This is a genomic window from uncultured Friedmanniella sp., from assembly GCF_964244285.1.
Lineage (GTDB): Bacteria > Actinomycetota > Actinomycetes > Propionibacteriales > Propionibacteriaceae > Microlunatus.
In genome coordinates, this window is the sequence record NZ_CAXTHT010000023.1 from 1 (window position 1) to 16,807 (window position 16,807).

The following is a 16,807-nucleotide window of genomic DNA, read 5'->3' on the forward strand; positions in this document are numbered from 1 at the left end:
AGGGCATCGGCCTGCGGGCCATGGCGCAGCGCGACCCGCTGGTGGAGTACCAGCGCGAGGGTGGCGACATGTTCAAGGTGATGATGGGCGCCTTCATGGAGGAGGTCGTCGGTTTCGTCTTCCACCTCGAGGTCGAAATCGAGCAGGCGCCGGCCGCGTCCGTGGGCGTCGTGACCGGACAGGACGGCCGGGCGGTGCAGATCGGCGCCGGGGCGAACGGGACCCGCCACGGGGTCGGGACCAACGGGCACGATCACGGGCCGCTGGTGGAGTCGGGTCCCGATCCGGACGACTTCGGTGTCGCGGTGCACGCCGTCGACGGTGACGAGGTGCCCGAGGAGGCCGAGGAGCTGGTCGCGCTGGAGTCGGAGCCGGTCGGCTCTGTCGACTCTGTCAGCCCTGACAGCCCTGACGACGCGCCGGTGGCGCGGCCGCAGGTCAAGGCCAAGGGTCTGGCGCCCGCCCGGGGGCGCACGCTGACCTACTCGGCGCCGGACGAGGACGGTTCGGTCAAGACGGCCGGCGCCCCGGCCGGAGTCGACGACGTCTACGCCGGGGTCGGCCGGAACGCTCCGTGCCCGTGCGGGTCCGGGAAGAAGTTCAAGATGTGCCACGGCCGGTCGGGCGGCTGAGCCGGATCTGATCCCCTAGCGTCGCCGCATGGCGAGGTGGAGGTTGAGGCGCAGGGGACGCGTGCTGGCCGCAGGGGCGGTGGTGCTCGTCCTGGCCGGCGGAGGCGTGGCCCTGGCGGCCGGCGGTGGTAGCGATCACCCGGCCGCCGGGTCGACCGCCTCGACCGCCCCGTCCGGGACGCCGTCGAGCCCGCCCAAGCCGACGCCCGAGGCCACGCCGAAGCCGAAGCCGAAGCCGACCGACCCGCTGACCGGCGGCAAGGTCGACTCCGGCGAGGTGCTGGCGGTCAAGGTGGAGAACATCGGCCTCGCCCGGCCGCAGGTCGGCCTCAACCAGGCCGACATCGTCTTCGCCGAGCAGGTCGAGGGTGCTCAGACCCGGCTCGTCGCCGTCTACCACACGCGGTTCCCGAAGCGGCTGGGTCCGGTCCGGAGCGCGCGCAGCACCGACGCCCAGCTGCTGCCGCTGTTCGGTCGGCCGGGCCTGGTCTACTCGGGCGCGAACACCAAGGTGCAGCGCACGATCGACAAGGCCTCGATCCTCCCGATCTTCGTCGACCGCCGCGACCAGCGACGGGTCGCCCCGCACAACGTCTTCGTCGACCTGCGGTCCATCGCCGCCAGGAAGAAGGCCGGGGCGGCCCGGTCGATCGGCTGGACCTTCGCCGCCGGCACGCCCTCGGGCGGCCGCAAGGAGCAGCACCCCACCTCGAAGGTCGGCCACGACACCTTCCGCTTCGACTACGCCAGCGGCCGCTACACCGTCCGCTGGAACGGGCAGCGCTACGTCGACGGCGACTCGGGTGCGGTGACCAGGGCCGACAACGTCGTCGTGCTGCACGTCCACGACCACGCCGACGGCAACCACGACGTCCTCGGCTCGGCATCGGTGATGTCGGACACCGTCGGCGAGGGCGCGGTGAGCGTCTACCGGGACGGCCGCCGCTTCCGCGGCACCTGGTCCCGGTCGTCCGCGGGAGCCGTCATGCGCCTCCGCGACCGCGACGGCCGGGACATCCCCCTCGCCCCCGGCCAGACCTGGGTCACCCTCCAGGGCTGACGTCCCCCTAGGCGTGTCGACCCGCGCCCTGAGCCTGTCGAAGGATCAGAGGGGTGGCAGCCGGACCCCGAAGCCGGCGGTGGCCAGCCGCAGCAGCACGGGCCCGGGACGCAGGATCTCGGCGATCTTGGCGCTGGCCAGGACCTCCAGCTCGCCTATCCGAGTCCGGTAGTCCCCGGGTCCTCGCAGTCGCGCCTCGTGCAGAGCCCCGACGTTCTCCCAGACCTTGCCCCGCGCCTCGGCCAGGAAGCGTCGCGAGCCGTAGCGGTTGGCGGGGCCCAGGACCCGGTCGACGAGCCGGCGCGCCCCGCCCAGTGCCTGGTCCTCGGCGGCCACCCGGCCGCTGAGGATCTCGTCGATCCGGTCGTGGTCGCGGACCCGGGCCGCCAGCAGCTCGGCGTCGTCGAAGTCGGCCGGGCCGATCACGTCCAGCATCGCCTGCGGCAGGTCGTAGTTGATGTGGGCGTTCATCGCCACCAGCAGGTGCCCCAGCGGGTGGACGTCCGGGGCCACGGAGAAGGCGAGCCGCCACGGCCGCGTGGGAGTGCTGCCCAGGCGGTCGGCGTCCAGGGCGTCGAGGTAGTAGCGACCGAAGACGGCCGTCCAGCGGGCCACCCAGGCACCGTCGAGGAAGAAGCCTCCGTCCAGCGCGGTGCCGACCGCCTCGGTCGTGCGGCGGTAGGTGGCCAGGAATGGAGCCCGGTGGGACTCGTCGGCGGCCAGCCCGGCCAGCCGCGCGTCCAGCTCGCCGACGAGCCCGGCGATGGCGGTCGAGGTCACCCGACCAGTGTTTCCCACGACCGAAACGCGTGGGTTGTCCACAGATCCTCCCCGCGACCTGGCGTGGGGCCGGCGCCAAGCTGCAGGCTCGGAGCACCACCCGAGAACGGAGCACCGATGACCGCAGCCCTCGTCGCTCTGCTGGCCGACAGCCGGCCACCGGCCGAGCGCTGGCAGGCCACGCCGCTCGTGCCGGCCGGGCCGACCCAGCCGACCCTCGACCTGCGTCCGCCGTCGGCGCCGGTGGTGCTGCTCCCGGCCGACGACCTGGCCGAGCACACCGTCCCCGGCCTGCCCGACGCCCAGGCCTGGAGCGTCGCGCTGGCCACCCGGCTGCTGGAGGTGCTGACCGGCCATCGCGCGGTGGGCCAGCTCAGCCGCTGGCTGAGCGAGGACGTGCTGACCGGCCTGGCGGAGCAGCTGCCGCGGGTGCGGGTGCCGGGCGCGGCGCGGCAGCCGGTGCGGCTGCAGTCGGTCCGGCTGCAGTACCCGCGGACCGGTGCGGTCGAGGTCAGCGTGCACGCGCGTCCCGGACGGGCCTCACTGGCCTGCGCCTTCCGGCTGGAGGCCCAGCCGTCCCGGTGGCTCTGCACCGCCCTGGACCTGGGACCCGGTGGGCGTCCGGGGGACCCGGACCCGACATGATGTCGGGGTGGACCGGGAGATTCTGACCTACGACCTGTTCGGCCAGGGCATCCGCGAGCTGGCCCAGACGGTCGCCGACAGCGACTTCGCCCCCGACATCCTGCTCGCCATCGCCCGTGGCGGTCTGGTTCCGGCCGGCGCCCTCGCGTACGCGCTGGACTGCAAGAACCTGTTCACGATCAGCGTCGAGTTCTACACCGGCATCGACTCCCGGCTGGACGTGCCGGTGATGCTGCCGCCCTTCCTGGATGCCAGCGACCTCGACGAGGCCAAGGTGCTCGTCGTCGACGACGTCGCCGACACCGGCAAGACCCTCGAGCTGGTGCACGAGTTCTGCGGCGGTCATGTCGCCGAGGTACGCACCGCCGTGCTGTACGAGAAGCCCCGCTCCATCATCAAGGCCGATTTCGTCTGGCGCCGGACCGACCGCTGGATCAACTTCCCCTGGTCGACCGAGCCGCCCGTCACGCCCCGCCGCGACGTACGCGACGCCTGAGGCCGGTAAGCGCGGCGGGCTGCTAGACGACCAGCGAGCTCTGGATCGAGTAGTGGGCCGCGTGGTACAGGTGGCGGCCGAACTCGACGAACTGACCCACGTCGTCGTAGGCGATCCGGTCCACGGTCAGGCAGGCGGCCGGGGTCTCCTCGTCGAGCAGCTGGGCCTCGCCCTCGGTCATCAGCCGGGCGGAGATCCGTTGGTGGGCGATCTTGAGGTTCACCCCGAGCGAGCGCAGGCAGGTGTAGAGGCCGCGACGCATCAGCTCGGCCTCGTTGAGCTGGAAGTGCGCGGGCAGGTAGTTGGTCAGCACGGCCAGCGGCACGTCGTCGGCCAGTCGCAGCCGGCGGATCTTGATGAACTCGCGGTCGGTGACCTCGGCCGCGTCGATGGCGTCGCGCACGTCGCTGTCCAGCTCGCCGACCGAGAACTCCAGCAGCTGCGTGCTGGGCCGCTTGCCGGCCTTGGCCAGGTCCTCGTTGAGGCTGCTCAACCGCTCGTCGCGACGGAACTGGGAGCGTACGACCTGCGTCCCCACGCCGCGCTTGCGGACCAGCAGGCCCTTCTTGACCAGCTCCTGGATGGCCTGCCGGGCCGTCGGCCGGGAGAGACCCAGCCGGCTGGTCAGCGACAGCTCGTTCTCCAGCCGGTCTCCGGGGGCGAGGATGCCCGTCGAGATCGCGTGCTCGATGGCCTGGGAAAGCTGGTGGTAGAGCGGCACGGGGGAGTTGCGGTCGAGCGTGATGTCCAGCTCGCGCATCGTCGCTGACTCCACCATGGACGAACTATAGGTCGTATGTCCGGGAGACGTCAGATTGTCCGCACAACCGCTGTGAGAGCGTCGTCGGTTCCAGCCGGCCGTCAGGGCGAGAACAGCAGCACGAGGCCGGCGCAGGTGTACCCGACCATGACCACCAGCATCGGCCACTGACCACGCAGGGCGGACCGCTCCGGCAACAGCGTGACGGCCTTCTCGTGGGCAGCGACGATCCCGAGCACGTGACCGGCCACGATGGCCACAGCCTGGACGGTCGCGACCACCGTCGGGTGGTCGAAGATGCCGGAGTCCACCGTCAGGTGGGCGGTGCCGAGGGCGTTCCAGCCCCGGCCCAGTGGGTCCGACAGCAGCACCGCGGTGTGCTGGCCCTCCACCACGAGCAGGGTGAAGTAGTGCGCCACCGCGTAGCCGACCACGATAGGGACCACCGAGCCCGCCATCCGCCGTGGGTAGGCCCGGGCGGGCAGGTCGCCGAAGCGGCCCATCCAGGCGGCGGCGAGGCTGAAGCTGACCGCGACGATGACGATCATGACGACCAGGCCGCCGCCGGCCCAGACCACGGTGACGACCGAGGAGCTCTGCACGGTCTGGATCCACCAGGAGAGGTTGGCGAAGCTGTCGAAGGCCGTGCTGCCGAGCAGGGCCGCCACCACGCCGACGGCGCCCGGCGGCGGACGCCAGGCCGTCAGTCCGGCCAGCGGGTTGACGAGGGTGACCATGCCGTCGAGGCGGCGGAACGGCGAGAGCTGCGCGACGCCGGTGCCGTAGGCCTCGAACGGGTCCGCCGCGCCGATCCAGCGTGAGCCGAACAGGATGGCGCCCAGGACCGCCAGCACGAACCAGGCCAGGGCCCAGACCCGCAGCACGGCGAGCGTCGTCCGGTCCGGCTGGACCAGCTCCAGCCAGGCGAAGCCGACCAGTCCGACGGCGGCCGGCCACACCCCGACCCGGGACGGCAGCACCAGCAGTCCGACGTCAGGGTCGACCCGCGCCAGGGCGCAGAGCAGCCGGTGGACGGTCCGTAGCGGGTTGGCGACCCGCCAGACCGGTCCCAGCAGCAGCGAGACCGGGACCAGTCCGACCCACAGCCACACGTAGACGAAGCCGAACACCGGGTTGGTCAGCAGGTCGCGGCCCAGCATCAGCGCCAGCGCCACCCAGGCGTAGAGGGCCAGCACGAGCACCCTCAGCACGACGCGCGTGGCCGGGGAGTCCACCAGCCGGGTCAGACCCGCCAGTGGCACCCCGGCCAAGGTGCGGTAGCGCGGTCGGCGCCAGGCCAGCAGCAGCACGGCGAACGAGACGGCCAGCGCCGCCGCCGCGCCGACGAGGAGGAACGAGAACGGCAGCGGCAGGTCGTGCCGGGACGCGATCCCGTGCAGGGGGACGAGCACCGGGCCCTAGCCGACCACTAGCGGACGTTCAGGATGGCGATGATCTTGCCGGTGCCGTGCGACTCGACCTCGAAGCTGCCCGGCGTGGTCAGGGTGAAGCCTCCCGTCGCCGGTTGGCCGGCCTTGACCTCGAGCTCGTAGCCGTCGCCGCCGGTGTGGGCGTGCACCTCGTCGTCCACGTCGGAGGTGATGTTCTCGACCACCCGCTGACCGACCTTGGCGTCGATCTTCTGCCCGCTGGGGCTGACCTTGCCGCCGGCGATGGTGATGTCCAGGGTGATGGTGTCGGCGGGCGCGGTCGTACTGGTCCCGGGCGCGCTGGTCCCGGGGCTCTGCGACGGGGCCGTCCCGGGATCGGTGCTGCTGCCACCGCAGCCCGCGAGGGCCAGCGTCAGCAGCACCGCCAGCCCGGCGGTGTGGGTGCGGTGCCGGATCGTCATCCTCGGTTCACTCTCCTGGGTCCTCATCGTCGGCGTCCACGGTAGTGCGGCGGGGCCGGTAATACGGTGAGGTGGTGATGGTCTTCGTCCCGATGCCGTTCTCCGCCGCCGTCGTCCTGCGCGGTGGGCGGGGGCCGAGCGTGCTCCAGGGCTTCGCGGCCACTCCGTCCCTGCTCGCCGGCTTGGGCTCCGACGCGGGCGACGAAGCCGACTACGCGGCCTTGAACGCCGCGGGCGTCGCCGCCCTGGAGGGTCTGACGGGACCCCGCCGGCTCATCCTGGCCGTCGAGGCCGCGGCGCAGCAGGTCCTCGACGCGCGCACGGAGCTCGGCGAGGTCCGGGTCGAGGCGGTGCGCTGGGATCAGGTGCGGGCCCTCTTCGCCGACGGGCCGGAGGCGGCGCCGGCCGTGGCCGCCGCGGCTGAGGCAGCCGCCGGGGTGGCCCTGGACCGGGTCCTGGAGCTGCCCGCGGTCGTCGAGCTCGGCGAGACCATCGACCTGCTCTGGTACGCCACCGGCGAGCTCGACGACCTCGGCTGAGAAACCCCGTCGTGGCCAGGTGTGACGCCGAGCACCGTCGGGCAGACTAGGCCCATGCCACGTTCCATCTGGAAAGGCGCGATCTCCTTCGGCCTGGTCACCATCCCGGTCAAGCTGTACTCCGCGACCGAGGAGAAGGACATCAGCTTCCGGCAGGTGCACTCCTCCGACGGCGGTCGGATCAAGTACAAGCGCGTCTGCGAGCTGGACGGCGACGAGATCCCGTACGCCGACATCGCCAAGGGCTACGAGATGGCCGACGGGCGGATGGTGATCCTCGACAAGGAGGACTTCGACCAGCTGCCGCTGGCCACCACCAAGTCCGTCGAGGTGGTCCAGTTCGTGGGCGCGGAGGAGGTCGACCCGACCTACTTCAACAAGACCTACTTCTTGCAGGCCGACGGCCCGGGGGTGAAGCCGTACGTCCTGCTGCGCGACGCCCTGACGGCTAGCGAGCAGTGCGCCGTGGTCAAGGTGGCGCTCCGCTCGCGTGAGGCGCTGGCGCTGATCCGTCCCAAGGACGGCGTGCTCGTGATGCACACCATGCTCTGGCCGGACGAGCTACGCGACGGCGCCTTCGCCGCCCCGCCCGAGAGTGTCACGGTCTCCAGCGCGGAGGTCACGATGGCCCAGTCCTTCATCGACGCCCTCTCGGGCGACTTCGCCCCCGAGGACTTCACCGACTCCTACCGTGAGGCGGTGGAGTCGCTGGTGCAGAGCAAGGCCGAGGGCGTGACGATGCCGGAGGAGGCGGAGGCGCCGAAGGAGGCCGAGGTCGTCGACCTCGTCGCCGCCCTCCGTGCCTCGGTCGAAGCGGCCAAGAAGCGTCGCGCCTCGGCCGAGCAGGCCAAGACCGGCTGAGGTGGCGGAGCGTTTGCACTGCGGTGGCGGGGGCGCGGCCGCCGAGGCCTGCGGCGTGAGCGCACGTCAGGGGGCGCCGAGTACCCTCAGCGGCCCAGATGTGCAAGACTGAATGCGCTGTAAAGGTCTTGTGTCGTGGTACGTGCTACGTCCTTAGAATCTTGCGTGGGCGTTGGCACGGGTCCAACGTCTGACAGCACTCGAGAGCCGTGAAGTGCGGCCTCGACATCGCTAGGAGATGTTTCATGGCACAGGGAACCGTCAAGTGGTTCAACGGCGAAAAGGGCTTCGGCTTCATTGAGGTTGACGGGGGTGGCCCCGACGTCTTCGTGCACTACAGCGCGATCGAGTCGACCGGCTTCCGTTCCCTCGACGAGGGCCAGCGTGTCGAGTTCGACACGACCCAGGGCCCCAAGGGACCGCAGGCCGACAAGGTCCGCTCCATCTGATCCCACCTTCTGATGCTGGTCAGCCCCCGGGCTGACCGGTCAGAACTCACGAACCGCTGAGAAGCGACATCATCCTGGCTCCCCAGGACGTCGTCTCTCAGCGGTTCGTGCGTTCTCGGAGGTTCACGCCTCCACCTCAGAGCCAGCGGCGGTGCTTGAACACCCGGTAGAGGATGAAGCCCATCACGAGCATCGCCGCCAGGGCGAGCGGGTAACCGAGACGCCAGGCGAGTTCGGGCATGTGCTGGAAGTTCATCCCGTAGATGGTGCCCACCAGCGTGGGAGCGAAGAGGATCGCCGCCCAGCTGGAGATCCGTTTCACCTGCTCGTTCTGGTCCAGGCTGGTCTGGGTGAGGGACCGCATCTCGTCGTTCTGCCGCTGGCCCACGAGCGTGGCGTGCACGCTCAACGCGTTCTGCAGCAGAGCCCGGAGCGCATCCACGCGCTCGACGATCCGCAGCACGTGGTCGGCCACGTCCCGCAGCAGCCGCTTCAGCTCCACGTCGAGGGTCTTGCCTCCGGGATCGTTCTCGAGCGCGGTGAGCATCTCGACGAGGGGCCGGGTCGCCCGCTGGAAGTGGATGACCTCCCGGGTGAGCTCGTAGATCCGTCGGGTCACCGCCGGGTCGCCGGTGAACAGCTGGTCCTCGATCTCGTCGACGTCGTTCTGCAGCCCCGTGACCACGGGGACGTACTCGTCGACGACCTGGTCCAGGATCGCGTAGAGCACCGCCTCCGGGCCGAGGCAGAGCAGGTCGCGGCTCTTCTCGAGCCGGGCGCGCGCCCGGGCCAGGTCGGGGGACTCCGCGTGCCGGATGGTCACCACGAAGTCGGCGCCCACGAAGACGTGCAGCTCGCCGAACTCGACCTTCTCGGTGGCGTCGACGTAGCGGGCCGGCCTCAGCACGGCGAAGAGCAGGTCGCCGTAGTGCTCGAGCTTGGGACGCTGATGTGCCGCGATCGCGTCCTCGACGGCGAGCGGGTGCATGGCGAACTCGGTCGCGACCGCTTGGATCTCCTCCGGGGTCGGGCGGTAGAGGCCGATCCAGGCCATGCCGTTCCGCTCCCGGAGCAGCTCGAAGGTCTCGTCCAGGTTGTCCGGGCTGTCCGACCGCCGGCCGTCGACGTAGATCGCGTTGTCCACCAGGCCCGGACGCGGCCCGAGGTCGTCGCCCGGACCGACCTGCTCCAGCTCCACCGCCGTTGCTCTCGCCGGTCCTCAGCGAGCCAGCCAGCGGTTCCCGACGTCCTGCTGGGTCTGGAAGCCGGCCAGCACGGTCGGTGCCGTCGACTGCTCGAGCTTCTTGCCCAGCAGGGGGATGGCGACCTTCAGCTCACCGGTCAACGCCACGACCGTTCCCGGGCCGCCGGCGCCGAGGGTGATCCGCCCTCGCATGGTGACGGGCTGGCCCTTGACGCTCATCGTCAGCTCACCGGTCCGCTGGCCGTCCGCGGCACCGCTCCAGACCGTCTGCTCGGTGACGGTCAGCTCCGCCCCGGTGAACCGGGCCACCGCGTCGGGAGCGGGGAAGGTGCGCGTGGTGTTGGTGCTCGACCCGTTGACCGTGGCCTCGTAGCGGGTCGACTCGGTGGCCTGGCACACCTCCACCAGGTAGGCCTGGTCGGTCAGCATCGCGTACACGTCCTGGGGTGCGGCGGCGAACTCGAGCCGCGTGGTGATGTCCATGCGCCCATGATGACAGCGCCGCCCGAGCCGCGCCGGTCGCCGCTGCGGACAGGTTCTGGCCGCGGCGATGTCCTAAGGTCGAACCGTCAGGCACAACGAGGTGCGGCGACGCAGTGAGGACGGATCGACGTGGTGGTAGCAGAACCGGTGGTGCTGGTGACCGACGCCCAGCAGGAGGAGCAGAAGGTCTCGAAGGTGGCCGAGGTCGCTGCTGCAGGCGCTGCCGTGGCCGCGTCCCTGAAGACCGATCCGGCCCAGGTGAGTGAGTTCCTCACCCACTACTTCCGGCACGTGGACGCCGGCGACGTCGAGGCCCGGACGGTGCCCGACCTGCTGGGTCTGGTCGAGAGCCACTACCGGGCCGCGCTGCGGCGCCCGGCCGGAGAGTCCGTCGTCGCCTCGCGGACGCCCGGTCGGGCCGACGGCTGGACCGCGGGCGGGGCGACGGTGGTGCAGGTCGTCACCGACGACCAGCCCTTCCTGGTCGACTCGGTCACCATGGAGGTGCTCCGGCAGGGCTGGAGCGTCCGCGAGGTCTTCCACCCCCAATTCCTGGTACGTCGCGACGAGGCCGGCAACCTGCTCAGCGTCGTCCGCGGTGACGCCCGGGCCGAGCCGGGCGTCCAGGCCGAGTCCTGGATGCACCTGGAGATCCTGCCGCCCGCCCGTCCGGACGACCCGGACCGGCTGCTGCCCGACCTGGAGCGGGGCCTGCGCGAGGTGCTCACCCTCGTTCGCGACACCGTCGAGGACTGGCAGGAGATGCGCACCCGTGCTGTGGCCGTGGCCGACTCGCTGGCCGGCCCGGGCGAGGGGTCCGACCCCGACCAGGTGGTCGCGAACGGCGGACCGACGCGGTTGGGCGAGGCCGCGCTGGCCCGGGAGCTGCTCGGCTGGCTGAACACCGACCACTTCACCTACCTCGGCTACCGCGAGTACCGCCTCGTCGGCCGCACCGCCGGGCAGCCGGGCCGCTACGAGCTGGTACCGGGTACCGGTCTGGGAATCCTGCGCGGCGACGTCGACGACCCCGATGCGTTCGGCGCCCTGCCGGCGGTGGACGACACCGTCTCGCTGATGGTCATCACCAAGGACAACTGGCGCTCCCGGGTCCACCGACCGGCCTACCTGGACTACATCGGGCTGCGGACCTTCGACGCCGACGGTGAGGTCGTGGCCGAGCGTCGGTTCCTCGGCCTGTTCTCCTCCTCGGCCTACTCCGAGAGCGTGGCGCGGGTGCCGGTGCTGCGTCAGAAGGCGGCCGCGGTACTGGCTCGGTCCGGTTACGACGAGCACAGCCACGGCGGCAAGGCCGTGCTGGACGTCCTCGAGACCTACCCCCGCGACGAGCTGTTCCAGACCCCGGTCGGTGAGCTGGCGGTCACGGTGGAGAAGATCGCGCACCTCAAGGAGCGCCGCCAGGTGCGGATGTTCGTCCGCGCCGACCCCTACGGCCGCTACCTCAGCTGCCTGGTCTACCTGCCCCGGGACCGCTACACCACCGCGGTCCGGCGGCGGATGGAGGACCTGCTGCTGCGCCGGCTGGGCGGGGCGACCACCGACTACACGGCCCGCGTCACCGAGTCGGTGCTGGCCCGGCTGCACGTCGTCACCCGGATGCCGTTGGGTCGGCCGCTCGGGGCCGTCGACGTCGGCCAGCTCGAGCGCGAGCTGACCGCCACCACCCGTTCCTGGGACGACGAGTTCGCCGACCTGCTGGCCTCCAGCGACGCCGCCGAGCGGCTGAGCGCCATGGCCGGTGCCCTGCCGGAGTCCTACAAGGAGGACTACGACGCGGCGCAGGCCCTCGACGACCTGGCCGCGCTCGACGCCCTGAGCGGGCCGGCGGCCATGTCGATGACCGTGCACGCCCCCGTCCGGGCCGACGACGAGGCCGACCTGCGGTTGAAGATCTTCCGCCGGGACGCCTCGATGTCGCTGTCCCGGATCCTGCCGCACCTGAGCCTGCTCGGCGTCGACGTGATCGACGAGCGGCCCTACGAGCTGGCCCTGCGTCACGAACGCGCGTTCGTCTACGACTTCGGCCTGACCGTGCCGGGCGGGCGGGCGGCCGTGGGCCGTGACTGGCGGGCGGACGCGCGGGACCGCTTCCTGACCGCGTTCGCCGCCTCCTACGAGGGGGACAGCGAGTCCGACGGCTACAACGCCCTGGTGCTGGGGGCCGGACTGACCTGGCGCCAGGTCAGCCTGCTCCGGGCCGTCGGCCGCTACCTGCAGCAGGCCGGCAGCACCTACTCGCAGGCCTACCTCGCCTCCGCGCTGACCGCCAACCCACGCCTGGCGGCCCGCCTGGTGGCGCTCTTCGAGACCAAGTTCGACCCGGCCACCCCGCCCGGTGACAGCAGCAGGGCCGAACGGGTCGAGGCCCTGACCGGCGAGATCACCACCGCGCTGGACGAGGTGGCCAGCCTCGACCACGACCGGATCGTCCGCTCGTACCTGGCCGTGCTCGCCGCCGCCTCCCGGACCAACTACTTCGTGCCCGAGCGGCCGGCGCTGGCGATCAAGCTGCGGCCCCGGGAGGTCCCGGACCTGCCCGAGCCGCGGCCCGAGTTCGAGATCTACGTCTACTCACCCCGGGTCGAGGGCGTGCACCTGCGCTTCGGTGCCGTGGCCCGGGGCGGATTGCGCTGGTCCGACCGGGCGGAGGACTTCCGTACCGAGGTGCTCGGCCTGGTCAAGGCGCAGATGGTGAAGAACACCGTGATCGTCCCGGTCGGCGCCAAGGGCGGCTTCTACCCCCGCCGGCTGCCCGACCCCACGGTCGACCGCGAGGCCTGGTTCGCCGAAGGCACGGCCTGCTACCAGATCTTCATCGAGAGCCTGCTGGACGTCACCGACAACCTGGTCGACGGCGTGGTCAGCACCCCCGCCGGCGTGCTGCGGCACGACGGTGACGACCCGTATTTGGTGGTGGCCGCCGACAAGGGCACCGCCACCTTCTCCGACACCGCCAACGCCATCTCGATCGGCCGCGGCTTCTGGCTGGGCGACGCGTTCGCCTCCGGCGGCTCGGCGGGCTATGACCACAAGGCGATGGGCATCACCGCCCGCGGCGCCTGGGCCTCGGTCACCCGGCACTTCCGCGAGCTCGGTCTCGACGTCGCCTCGGAGGACTTCAGCTGCGTGGGGATCGGGGACATGAGCGGCGACGTCTTCGGCAACGGGATGCTGCTCAGCCACCACATCCGGCTGGTGGCGGCGTTCGACCACCGGCACATCTTCCTCGATCCGGACCCCGACCCCGAGCGCAGCTGGGCCGAGCGGGAGCGGCTGTTCGCGCTGCCGAGGTCGAGCTGGGCCGACTACGACACGCACCTGATCTCGGCCGGCGGTGGCGTCTGGCCGCGGACGCTGAAGTCGATCCCGGTCGGGCCGCGGCTGCGGGAGCTGCTGGGGCTGGCGGCCGACGTCACGGCGTTGGCCCCGACCGCACTGATCAACGCCTGCCTGCGGGCGCCGGTGGACCTGCTCTGGAACGGCGGCATCGGCACCTACGTGAAGTCGGCGGCCGAGGCCAACGCCCAGGTGGGGGACAAGGCCAACGACGCGCTCCGCGTCGACGGGGCCCAGCTGCGGGCCCGGGTCGTCGGCGAGGGCGGCAACCTCGGGCTGACCCAGCGGGGCCGGATCGAGTACGCGACCAGAGGCGGGCCCCAGTCCACAGGTGGCCGGATCAACACCGACTTCGTCGACAACTCCGCCGGCGTCGACACCTCCGACCACGAGGTGAACATCAAGATCCTGCTGGCGCCGGAGGTGGCGGCGGGGCGGCTGACGCTGCCGGAGCGCGACGCGCTGCTCGCCTCCATGACCGACGACGTCGCCGAGCACGTGCTGGCCCACAACGAGTCGCAGAACCTGGCCCTGGCCAACGCCGAGCACCAGGCCTACTCGATGGCCGGGGTGCACGAGGACTGGATGGCCCGGCTGGAGGATCAGGGGTTGCTGGACCGTGAGCTGGAGTTCCTGCCCAGCGAGGACGAGCTCGAGCTGCGGCGCAGCGCCAAGCGTGGCCTCACCGCCCCCGAGCTCAGCACGCTGTTGGCCTACACCAAGATCGTGCTGGAGTCCGAGCTCGACGACTCGGCCCTGCCCGAGGAGGAGTACCTGGCCGGCGACCTGGTTGACTACTTCCCCGAGGCACTGCGTCGGACCTACGCCGAGCAGATGCGAAGCCACCGCCTGCACCGCGAGATCGTCACCACGGTCGCGGTCAACCGGTTCGTCGACTCCGCCGGCATCACCTGCTTCCACCGGATCTCGATGGAGACCGGCGCCGGCGCGGCCGACATCGTGCTGGCCCACGTCGCCGCCCGGGTCATCTTCGACGCCGACGCGCTGGAGGCCGCCGTCGCCGCGCTCGACCACCAGGTGGAGGCGCAGACCCAGACGGTGCTGCGGCTGGAGCTGCGGACCCTGGTCGAGCGGGCGACGCGCTGGCTGGTGAGCCGGCGGCGTCCGGTGGACGTCCGGGCTCTGGTCGACGAGCTGGCCGAGGGCGTCGGACGGATCCGGGCCGCCCTGCCCGAGCTGCTGCCGACCCGCGAACGCGAGGCCCTGGACGCGCGGCTGGCCCGCTACCGCAAGGCCGGCGTGCCCGAGGAGCTCGCGCTGGCCGTCGCCGCCCTGCCGCCCGCGTACGGGGCCCTGACCATCGTCCAGACCGCGGAGCGGGACTCCCGCGACCTGCTCGAGGTGGCCGGGGTGCACCTGGCCCTCAGTGCGCGGCTGGGGCTGGACCGGCTGCTGGGCCGGATCATCGAGCTGCCGCGGACCGACCGCTGGCAGACGATGGCCCGGGCCGCGCTGCGTGACGACCTGCACGCCGTGCACGCCGCCCTCACCGCCCAGGCCCTGACCCACCTCGACCAGCCGGGCGAGGACCCCGCGCACGCGCTGGCGGAGTGGGAGACCTCGGTACCCGGGGCGGCCGAGGCGATCCGGACGCTGCGGTCGATCTGCGCCGGCCGGCCCGACCTGGCCCGGATGTCGGTGGGCCTGAGGGTCGCGCGGGGGCTGCTGCCGCAGGCCGGCTGACGGCAGTGCGGGGACCCGGCCGGCGGTCGTGGTAGGTCTGGAGGATGCGGATCGACCTCCACACCCACTCCTCGGTCTCCGACGGGACCGACACCCCGACCGAGCTGGTCGGCCAGGCCGCCCGGGCCGGCCTCGACGTGGTGGCCCTGACCGACCACGACACCTTCGACGGCCTGGACGACGCCGTGGCCGAGGGCGGGCGGCTCGGCGTGGACGTCGTTCGCGGGCTCGAGCTCTCGTGCGAGCGGCAGGGCAGCAGCGTGCACCTGCTTGCCTACGGCGCCGACCCGGCCGACCCGGCGCTGGCCGAGGAGCTGGACCGGGTCCGCGAGGGACGGCAGGGCCGGGTGGCCGGGGTGCTGGCGAAGCTCGCCGCGCTCGGTGCCCCGGTGAGTGAGGCGGCGGTGATGCGTCAGGTGGGGGACAGTCCCTCGGTCGGCCGCCCGCACATTGCCGACGCCCTCGTCGAGGCCGGTCACGTACGTGACCGGACCGAGGCCTTCGACCGCTACCTCGCCGACGGCGGTCCCGCGCACGTCTCCCGCTACGCCCTGGACCTGGTACGCGGCATCGACCTCGTGCACGCGGCCGGCGGGGTGGCCGTGATCGCCCACCCGTGGGGCCGCGGCCGGGCGAGGACCTTGCCGCCGGAGCTGCTGGCCACGCTGGCGGCCGACCACCACCTCGACGGGATCGAGGTCGACCACCAGGACCACGACCGCGACACCCGCCGTCGACTGCGCAGGCTGACCGTGCGCCTCGGCCTGCTGGCCACCGGGTCGAGCGACTACCACGGGACCGGCAAGACCGACCACGATCTCGGCTGCAACACCACCGACCCGGAGGTCCTGGCCGAGATCCGGTCCCGGCTGGCCGTCCCCTGAGCCACGTCGCTCAGGAGATGGTGTCCAGCTCGGCCAGGTCCTCGGCGGAGAGCGTCACCCCGGCGGTGCCCAGGTTCTCCTCCAGGTGCGTGACCGAGGAGGTGCCGGGGATGAGCAGGACGTTCGGCGCGTGCTGCAGCAGCCAGGCCAGGCCCACCTGGGCGGGCGTGGCGCCGTGCCGCTCGGCGACCGCCTTGACCTGCGGCTGGTCGGCCACCTTGGGCATCCCGGGAAAGGCCGAGCCGAGGGGGAAGAACGGCACGAACGCGATCTCCTCGGCGACGCAGCGCTGCAGCAGCTCCTCGTGGGTGCGGTCGAGGATGCTGTACGCGTTCTGGACACAGACGATGTCCATCTGCCCCAGCGCGGTGTCCAGCTGCTCGAGGGTCACGCTGGACAGCCCGATCCCGGCGATGAGTCCCTCGTCCTGCATGGCGAGCATCTCGGCCAGCTGGTCCTCCAGCGGCGGCGGGGTGTAGTGGGGCACCGGGTCGGTGATGCGGAGGTTGACCGCGGCCAGCTGCTCGACCCCCAGGCTCCGCAGGTTGGCGTGCACGTCCTCGCGCAGCTCGGCCGGCAGCTGCGCGGGCGGCCAGCCACCCTTGGCGTCTCGACGGGCCCCCACCTTGGACACCAGGGCGAGGCCCTCGGGATAGGGATGCAGCGCCTCGCGGATCAGCTCGTTGGCCACGTCGGGCCCGTAGAACTGGGCGGTGTCGATGTGGTCGACGCCGAGCTCGACGGCGCGGCGCAGCACCGCGACCGCCGCGTCCCGGTCGCGCGGCGGACCCATCACGCCGCGGCCGGGCAGCTGCATCGCGCCGAAGCCGATCCGGTGCACCGTCAGTGCGCCGAGGTCGTAGGTGTCTGAGCTGGAGGTGTCGGGTTGGGCAGAGGTGGTGGAGTCGGCCATGTCCCGACCGTAGCCGCTGGGCCCCAGGGGACAGCGTGCGCATGCCCTGGGCGATCGGGCACGGGGTCTGACCAGGCGCGGTAGTCTTCCTCCGTCCCTCGACGACGAGGGTCCGTAACGCCCCGCTCTGGGGCCACACCATCGGGGGTTGGGGTGACGACGAAGATTCTTCGGCGCTGGTTGGCGCT

The 16,807-nt window shown here is 71.9% G+C and carries 16 protein-coding genes; 9 read left to right on the forward strand and 7 right to left on the reverse strand.

What is annotated here, in order from left to right; all coding sequences use genetic code 11:
• Nucleotides 1-632, forward strand: a 632-nt coding sequence (locus tag ACFE7W_RS20700; protein ID WP_375426722.1) for an SEC-C metal-binding domain-containing protein, incomplete at its 5' end; no start/stop codon positions are given.
• 61 nt (nt 633-693) lie between these two features.
• Nucleotides 694-1,692: a DUF3048 domain-containing protein gene (locus ACFE7W_RS20705; RefSeq protein ID WP_375426723.1), complete on the forward strand. Its 999-nt coding sequence runs from the start codon at nt 694-696 to the stop codon at nt 1,690-1,692.
• A gap of 45 nt (nt 1,693-1,737) precedes the next feature.
• Here ACFE7W_RS20705 and ACFE7W_RS20710 read toward each other — a convergent pair whose 3' ends face one another.
• Nucleotides 1,738-2,472, reverse strand: a complete 735-nt coding sequence (locus ACFE7W_RS20710; protein ID WP_375426724.1) for a DUF5995 family protein — start codon at nt 2,470-2,472, stop codon at nt 1,738-1,740.
• Nucleotides 2,473-2,589: 117 nt separating this feature from the next.
• On the opposite strand from ACFE7W_RS20710, the gene ACFE7W_RS20715 reads away from it, so the two are divergent.
• The gene (locus tag ACFE7W_RS20715) at nt 2,590-3,117 is read left to right on the forward strand and encodes an Rv3235 family protein (RefSeq protein WP_375426725.1); all 528 of its coding nucleotides are present in this window, start codon (nt 2,590-2,592) and stop codon (nt 3,115-3,117) included.
• 7 nt (nt 3,118-3,124) lie between these two features.
• Nucleotides 3,125-3,613, forward strand: a complete 489-nt coding sequence (locus ACFE7W_RS20720; RefSeq protein WP_375426726.1) for a phosphoribosyltransferase — start codon at nt 3,125-3,127, stop codon at nt 3,611-3,613.
• Nucleotides 3,614-3,635: 22 nt separating this feature from the next.
• Here ACFE7W_RS20720 and ACFE7W_RS20725 read toward each other — a convergent pair whose 3' ends face one another.
• The 3 genes from ACFE7W_RS20725 to ACFE7W_RS20735 form a co-directional block, all read right to left on the reverse strand.
• On the reverse strand, nt 3,636-4,391 hold the full coding sequence (locus ACFE7W_RS20725) for a GntR family transcriptional regulator (RefSeq protein ID WP_375426727.1): 756 nt from the start codon (nt 4,389-4,391) through the stop codon (nt 3,636-3,638).
• Nucleotides 4,392-4,474: 83 nt separating this feature from the next.
• The gene (locus ACFE7W_RS20730) at nt 4,475-5,785 is read right to left on the reverse strand and encodes a hypothetical protein (protein WP_375426728.1); all 1,311 of its coding nucleotides are present in this window, start codon (nt 5,783-5,785) and stop codon (nt 4,475-4,477) included.
• Nucleotides 5,786-5,802: 17 nt separating this feature from the next.
• Nucleotides 5,803-6,225 carry a hypothetical protein gene (locus tag ACFE7W_RS20735; protein ID WP_375426729.1) on the reverse strand — a complete coding sequence of 141 codons (423 nt, stop codon included), beginning with the start codon at nt 6,223-6,225 and terminating at the stop codon, nt 5,803-5,805.
• Nucleotides 6,226-6,302: 77 nt separating this feature from the next.
• On the opposite strand from ACFE7W_RS20735, the gene ACFE7W_RS20740 reads away from it, so the two are divergent.
• The 3 genes from ACFE7W_RS20740 (at nt 6,303) to ACFE7W_RS20750 (ending at nt 8,074) form a co-directional block, all read left to right on the forward strand.
• A complete protein-coding gene (locus tag ACFE7W_RS20740) occupies nt 6,303-6,764 on the forward strand; it encodes a DUF6912 family protein (protein WP_375426737.1) in 462 nt (153 codons plus the stop codon).
• Between the two features lie 54 nt (nt 6,765-6,818).
• Nucleotides 6,819-7,625 (forward strand): Ku protein, encoded by an 807-nt coding sequence (locus ACFE7W_RS20745; RefSeq protein WP_375426730.1) that lies wholly within the window; start codon nt 6,819-6,821, stop codon nt 7,623-7,625.
• A 245-nt stretch (nt 7,626-7,870) separates the two neighbouring features.
• Nucleotides 7,871-8,074, forward strand: coding sequence for a cold-shock protein (locus tag ACFE7W_RS20750; RefSeq protein ID WP_375426731.1), 204 nt, complete (start codon nt 7,871-7,873; stop codon nt 8,072-8,074).
• A 136-nt stretch (nt 8,075-8,210) separates the two neighbouring features.
• Here the strand turns inward: ACFE7W_RS20750 and ACFE7W_RS20755 are convergent, their stop codons facing one another.
• A complete protein-coding gene (locus ACFE7W_RS20755; protein ID WP_375426732.1) occupies nt 8,211-9,272 on the reverse strand; it encodes a magnesium and cobalt transport protein CorA in 1,062 nt (353 codons plus the stop codon).
• Nucleotides 9,273-9,293: 21 nt separating this feature from the next.
• Nucleotides 9,294-9,761, reverse strand: a complete 468-nt coding sequence (locus ACFE7W_RS20760) for a DUF2505 domain-containing protein (RefSeq protein ID WP_375426733.1) — start codon at nt 9,759-9,761, stop codon at nt 9,294-9,296.
• 129 nt (nt 9,762-9,890) lie between these two features.
• Between ACFE7W_RS20760 and ACFE7W_RS20765 the strand changes: the two genes are divergently transcribed.
• Together ACFE7W_RS20765 and ACFE7W_RS20770 are read left to right on the forward strand one after the other, a co-directional pair.
• The gene (locus tag ACFE7W_RS20765; protein ID WP_375426734.1) at nt 9,891-14,822 is read left to right on the forward strand and encodes an NAD-glutamate dehydrogenase; all 4,932 of its coding nucleotides are present in this window, start codon (nt 9,891-9,893) and stop codon (nt 14,820-14,822) included.
• 44 nt (nt 14,823-14,866) lie between these two features.
• Nucleotides 14,867-15,706: a PHP domain-containing protein gene (locus ACFE7W_RS20770; RefSeq protein WP_375426735.1), complete on the forward strand. Its 840-nt coding sequence runs from the start codon at nt 14,867-14,869 to the stop codon at nt 15,704-15,706.
• Nucleotides 15,707-15,716: 10 nt separating this feature from the next.
• Here ACFE7W_RS20770 and ACFE7W_RS20775 read toward each other — a convergent pair whose 3' ends face one another.
• Nucleotides 15,717-16,619 (reverse strand): oxidoreductase, encoded by a 903-nt coding sequence (locus tag ACFE7W_RS20775; protein WP_375426736.1) that lies wholly within the window; start codon nt 16,617-16,619, stop codon nt 15,717-15,719.
• Nucleotides 16,620-16,807: the final 188 nt, after the last annotated feature.

Excerpts from the sequence above, each read along its gene's own strand:
- ACFE7W_RS20715 (WP_375426725.1), top strand. The coding sequence starts at position 2,590 with ATGACCGCAGCCCTCGTCGCTCTGCTGGCCGACAGCCGGCCACCGGCC.
- ACFE7W_RS20725 (WP_375426727.1), bottom strand. The coding sequence starts at position 4,391 with ATGGTGGAGTCAGCGACGATGCGCGAGCTGGACATCACGCTCGACCGC.
- ACFE7W_RS20735 (WP_375426729.1), bottom strand. The coding sequence starts at position 6,225 with ATGACGATCCGGCACCGCACCCACACCGCCGGGCTGGCGGTGCTGCTG.
- ACFE7W_RS20740 (WP_375426737.1), top strand. The coding sequence starts at position 6,303 with ATGGTCTTCGTCCCGATGCCGTTCTCCGCCGCCGTCGTCCTGCGCGGT.
- ACFE7W_RS20745 (WP_375426730.1), top strand. The coding sequence starts at position 6,819 with ATGCCACGTTCCATCTGGAAAGGCGCGATCTCCTTCGGCCTGGTCACC.
- ACFE7W_RS20750 (WP_375426731.1), top strand. The coding sequence starts at position 7,871 with ATGGCACAGGGAACCGTCAAGTGGTTCAACGGCGAAAAGGGCTTCGGC.
- ACFE7W_RS20760 (WP_375426733.1), bottom strand. The coding sequence starts at position 9,761 with ATGGACATCACCACGCGGCTCGAGTTCGCCGCCGCACCCCAGGACGTG.
- ACFE7W_RS20770 (WP_375426735.1), top strand. The coding sequence starts at position 14,867 with ATGCGGATCGACCTCCACACCCACTCCTCGGTCTCCGACGGGACCGAC.
- ACFE7W_RS20775 (WP_375426736.1), bottom strand. The coding sequence starts at position 16,619 with ATGGCCGACTCCACCACCTCTGCCCAACCCGACACCTCCAGCTCAGAC.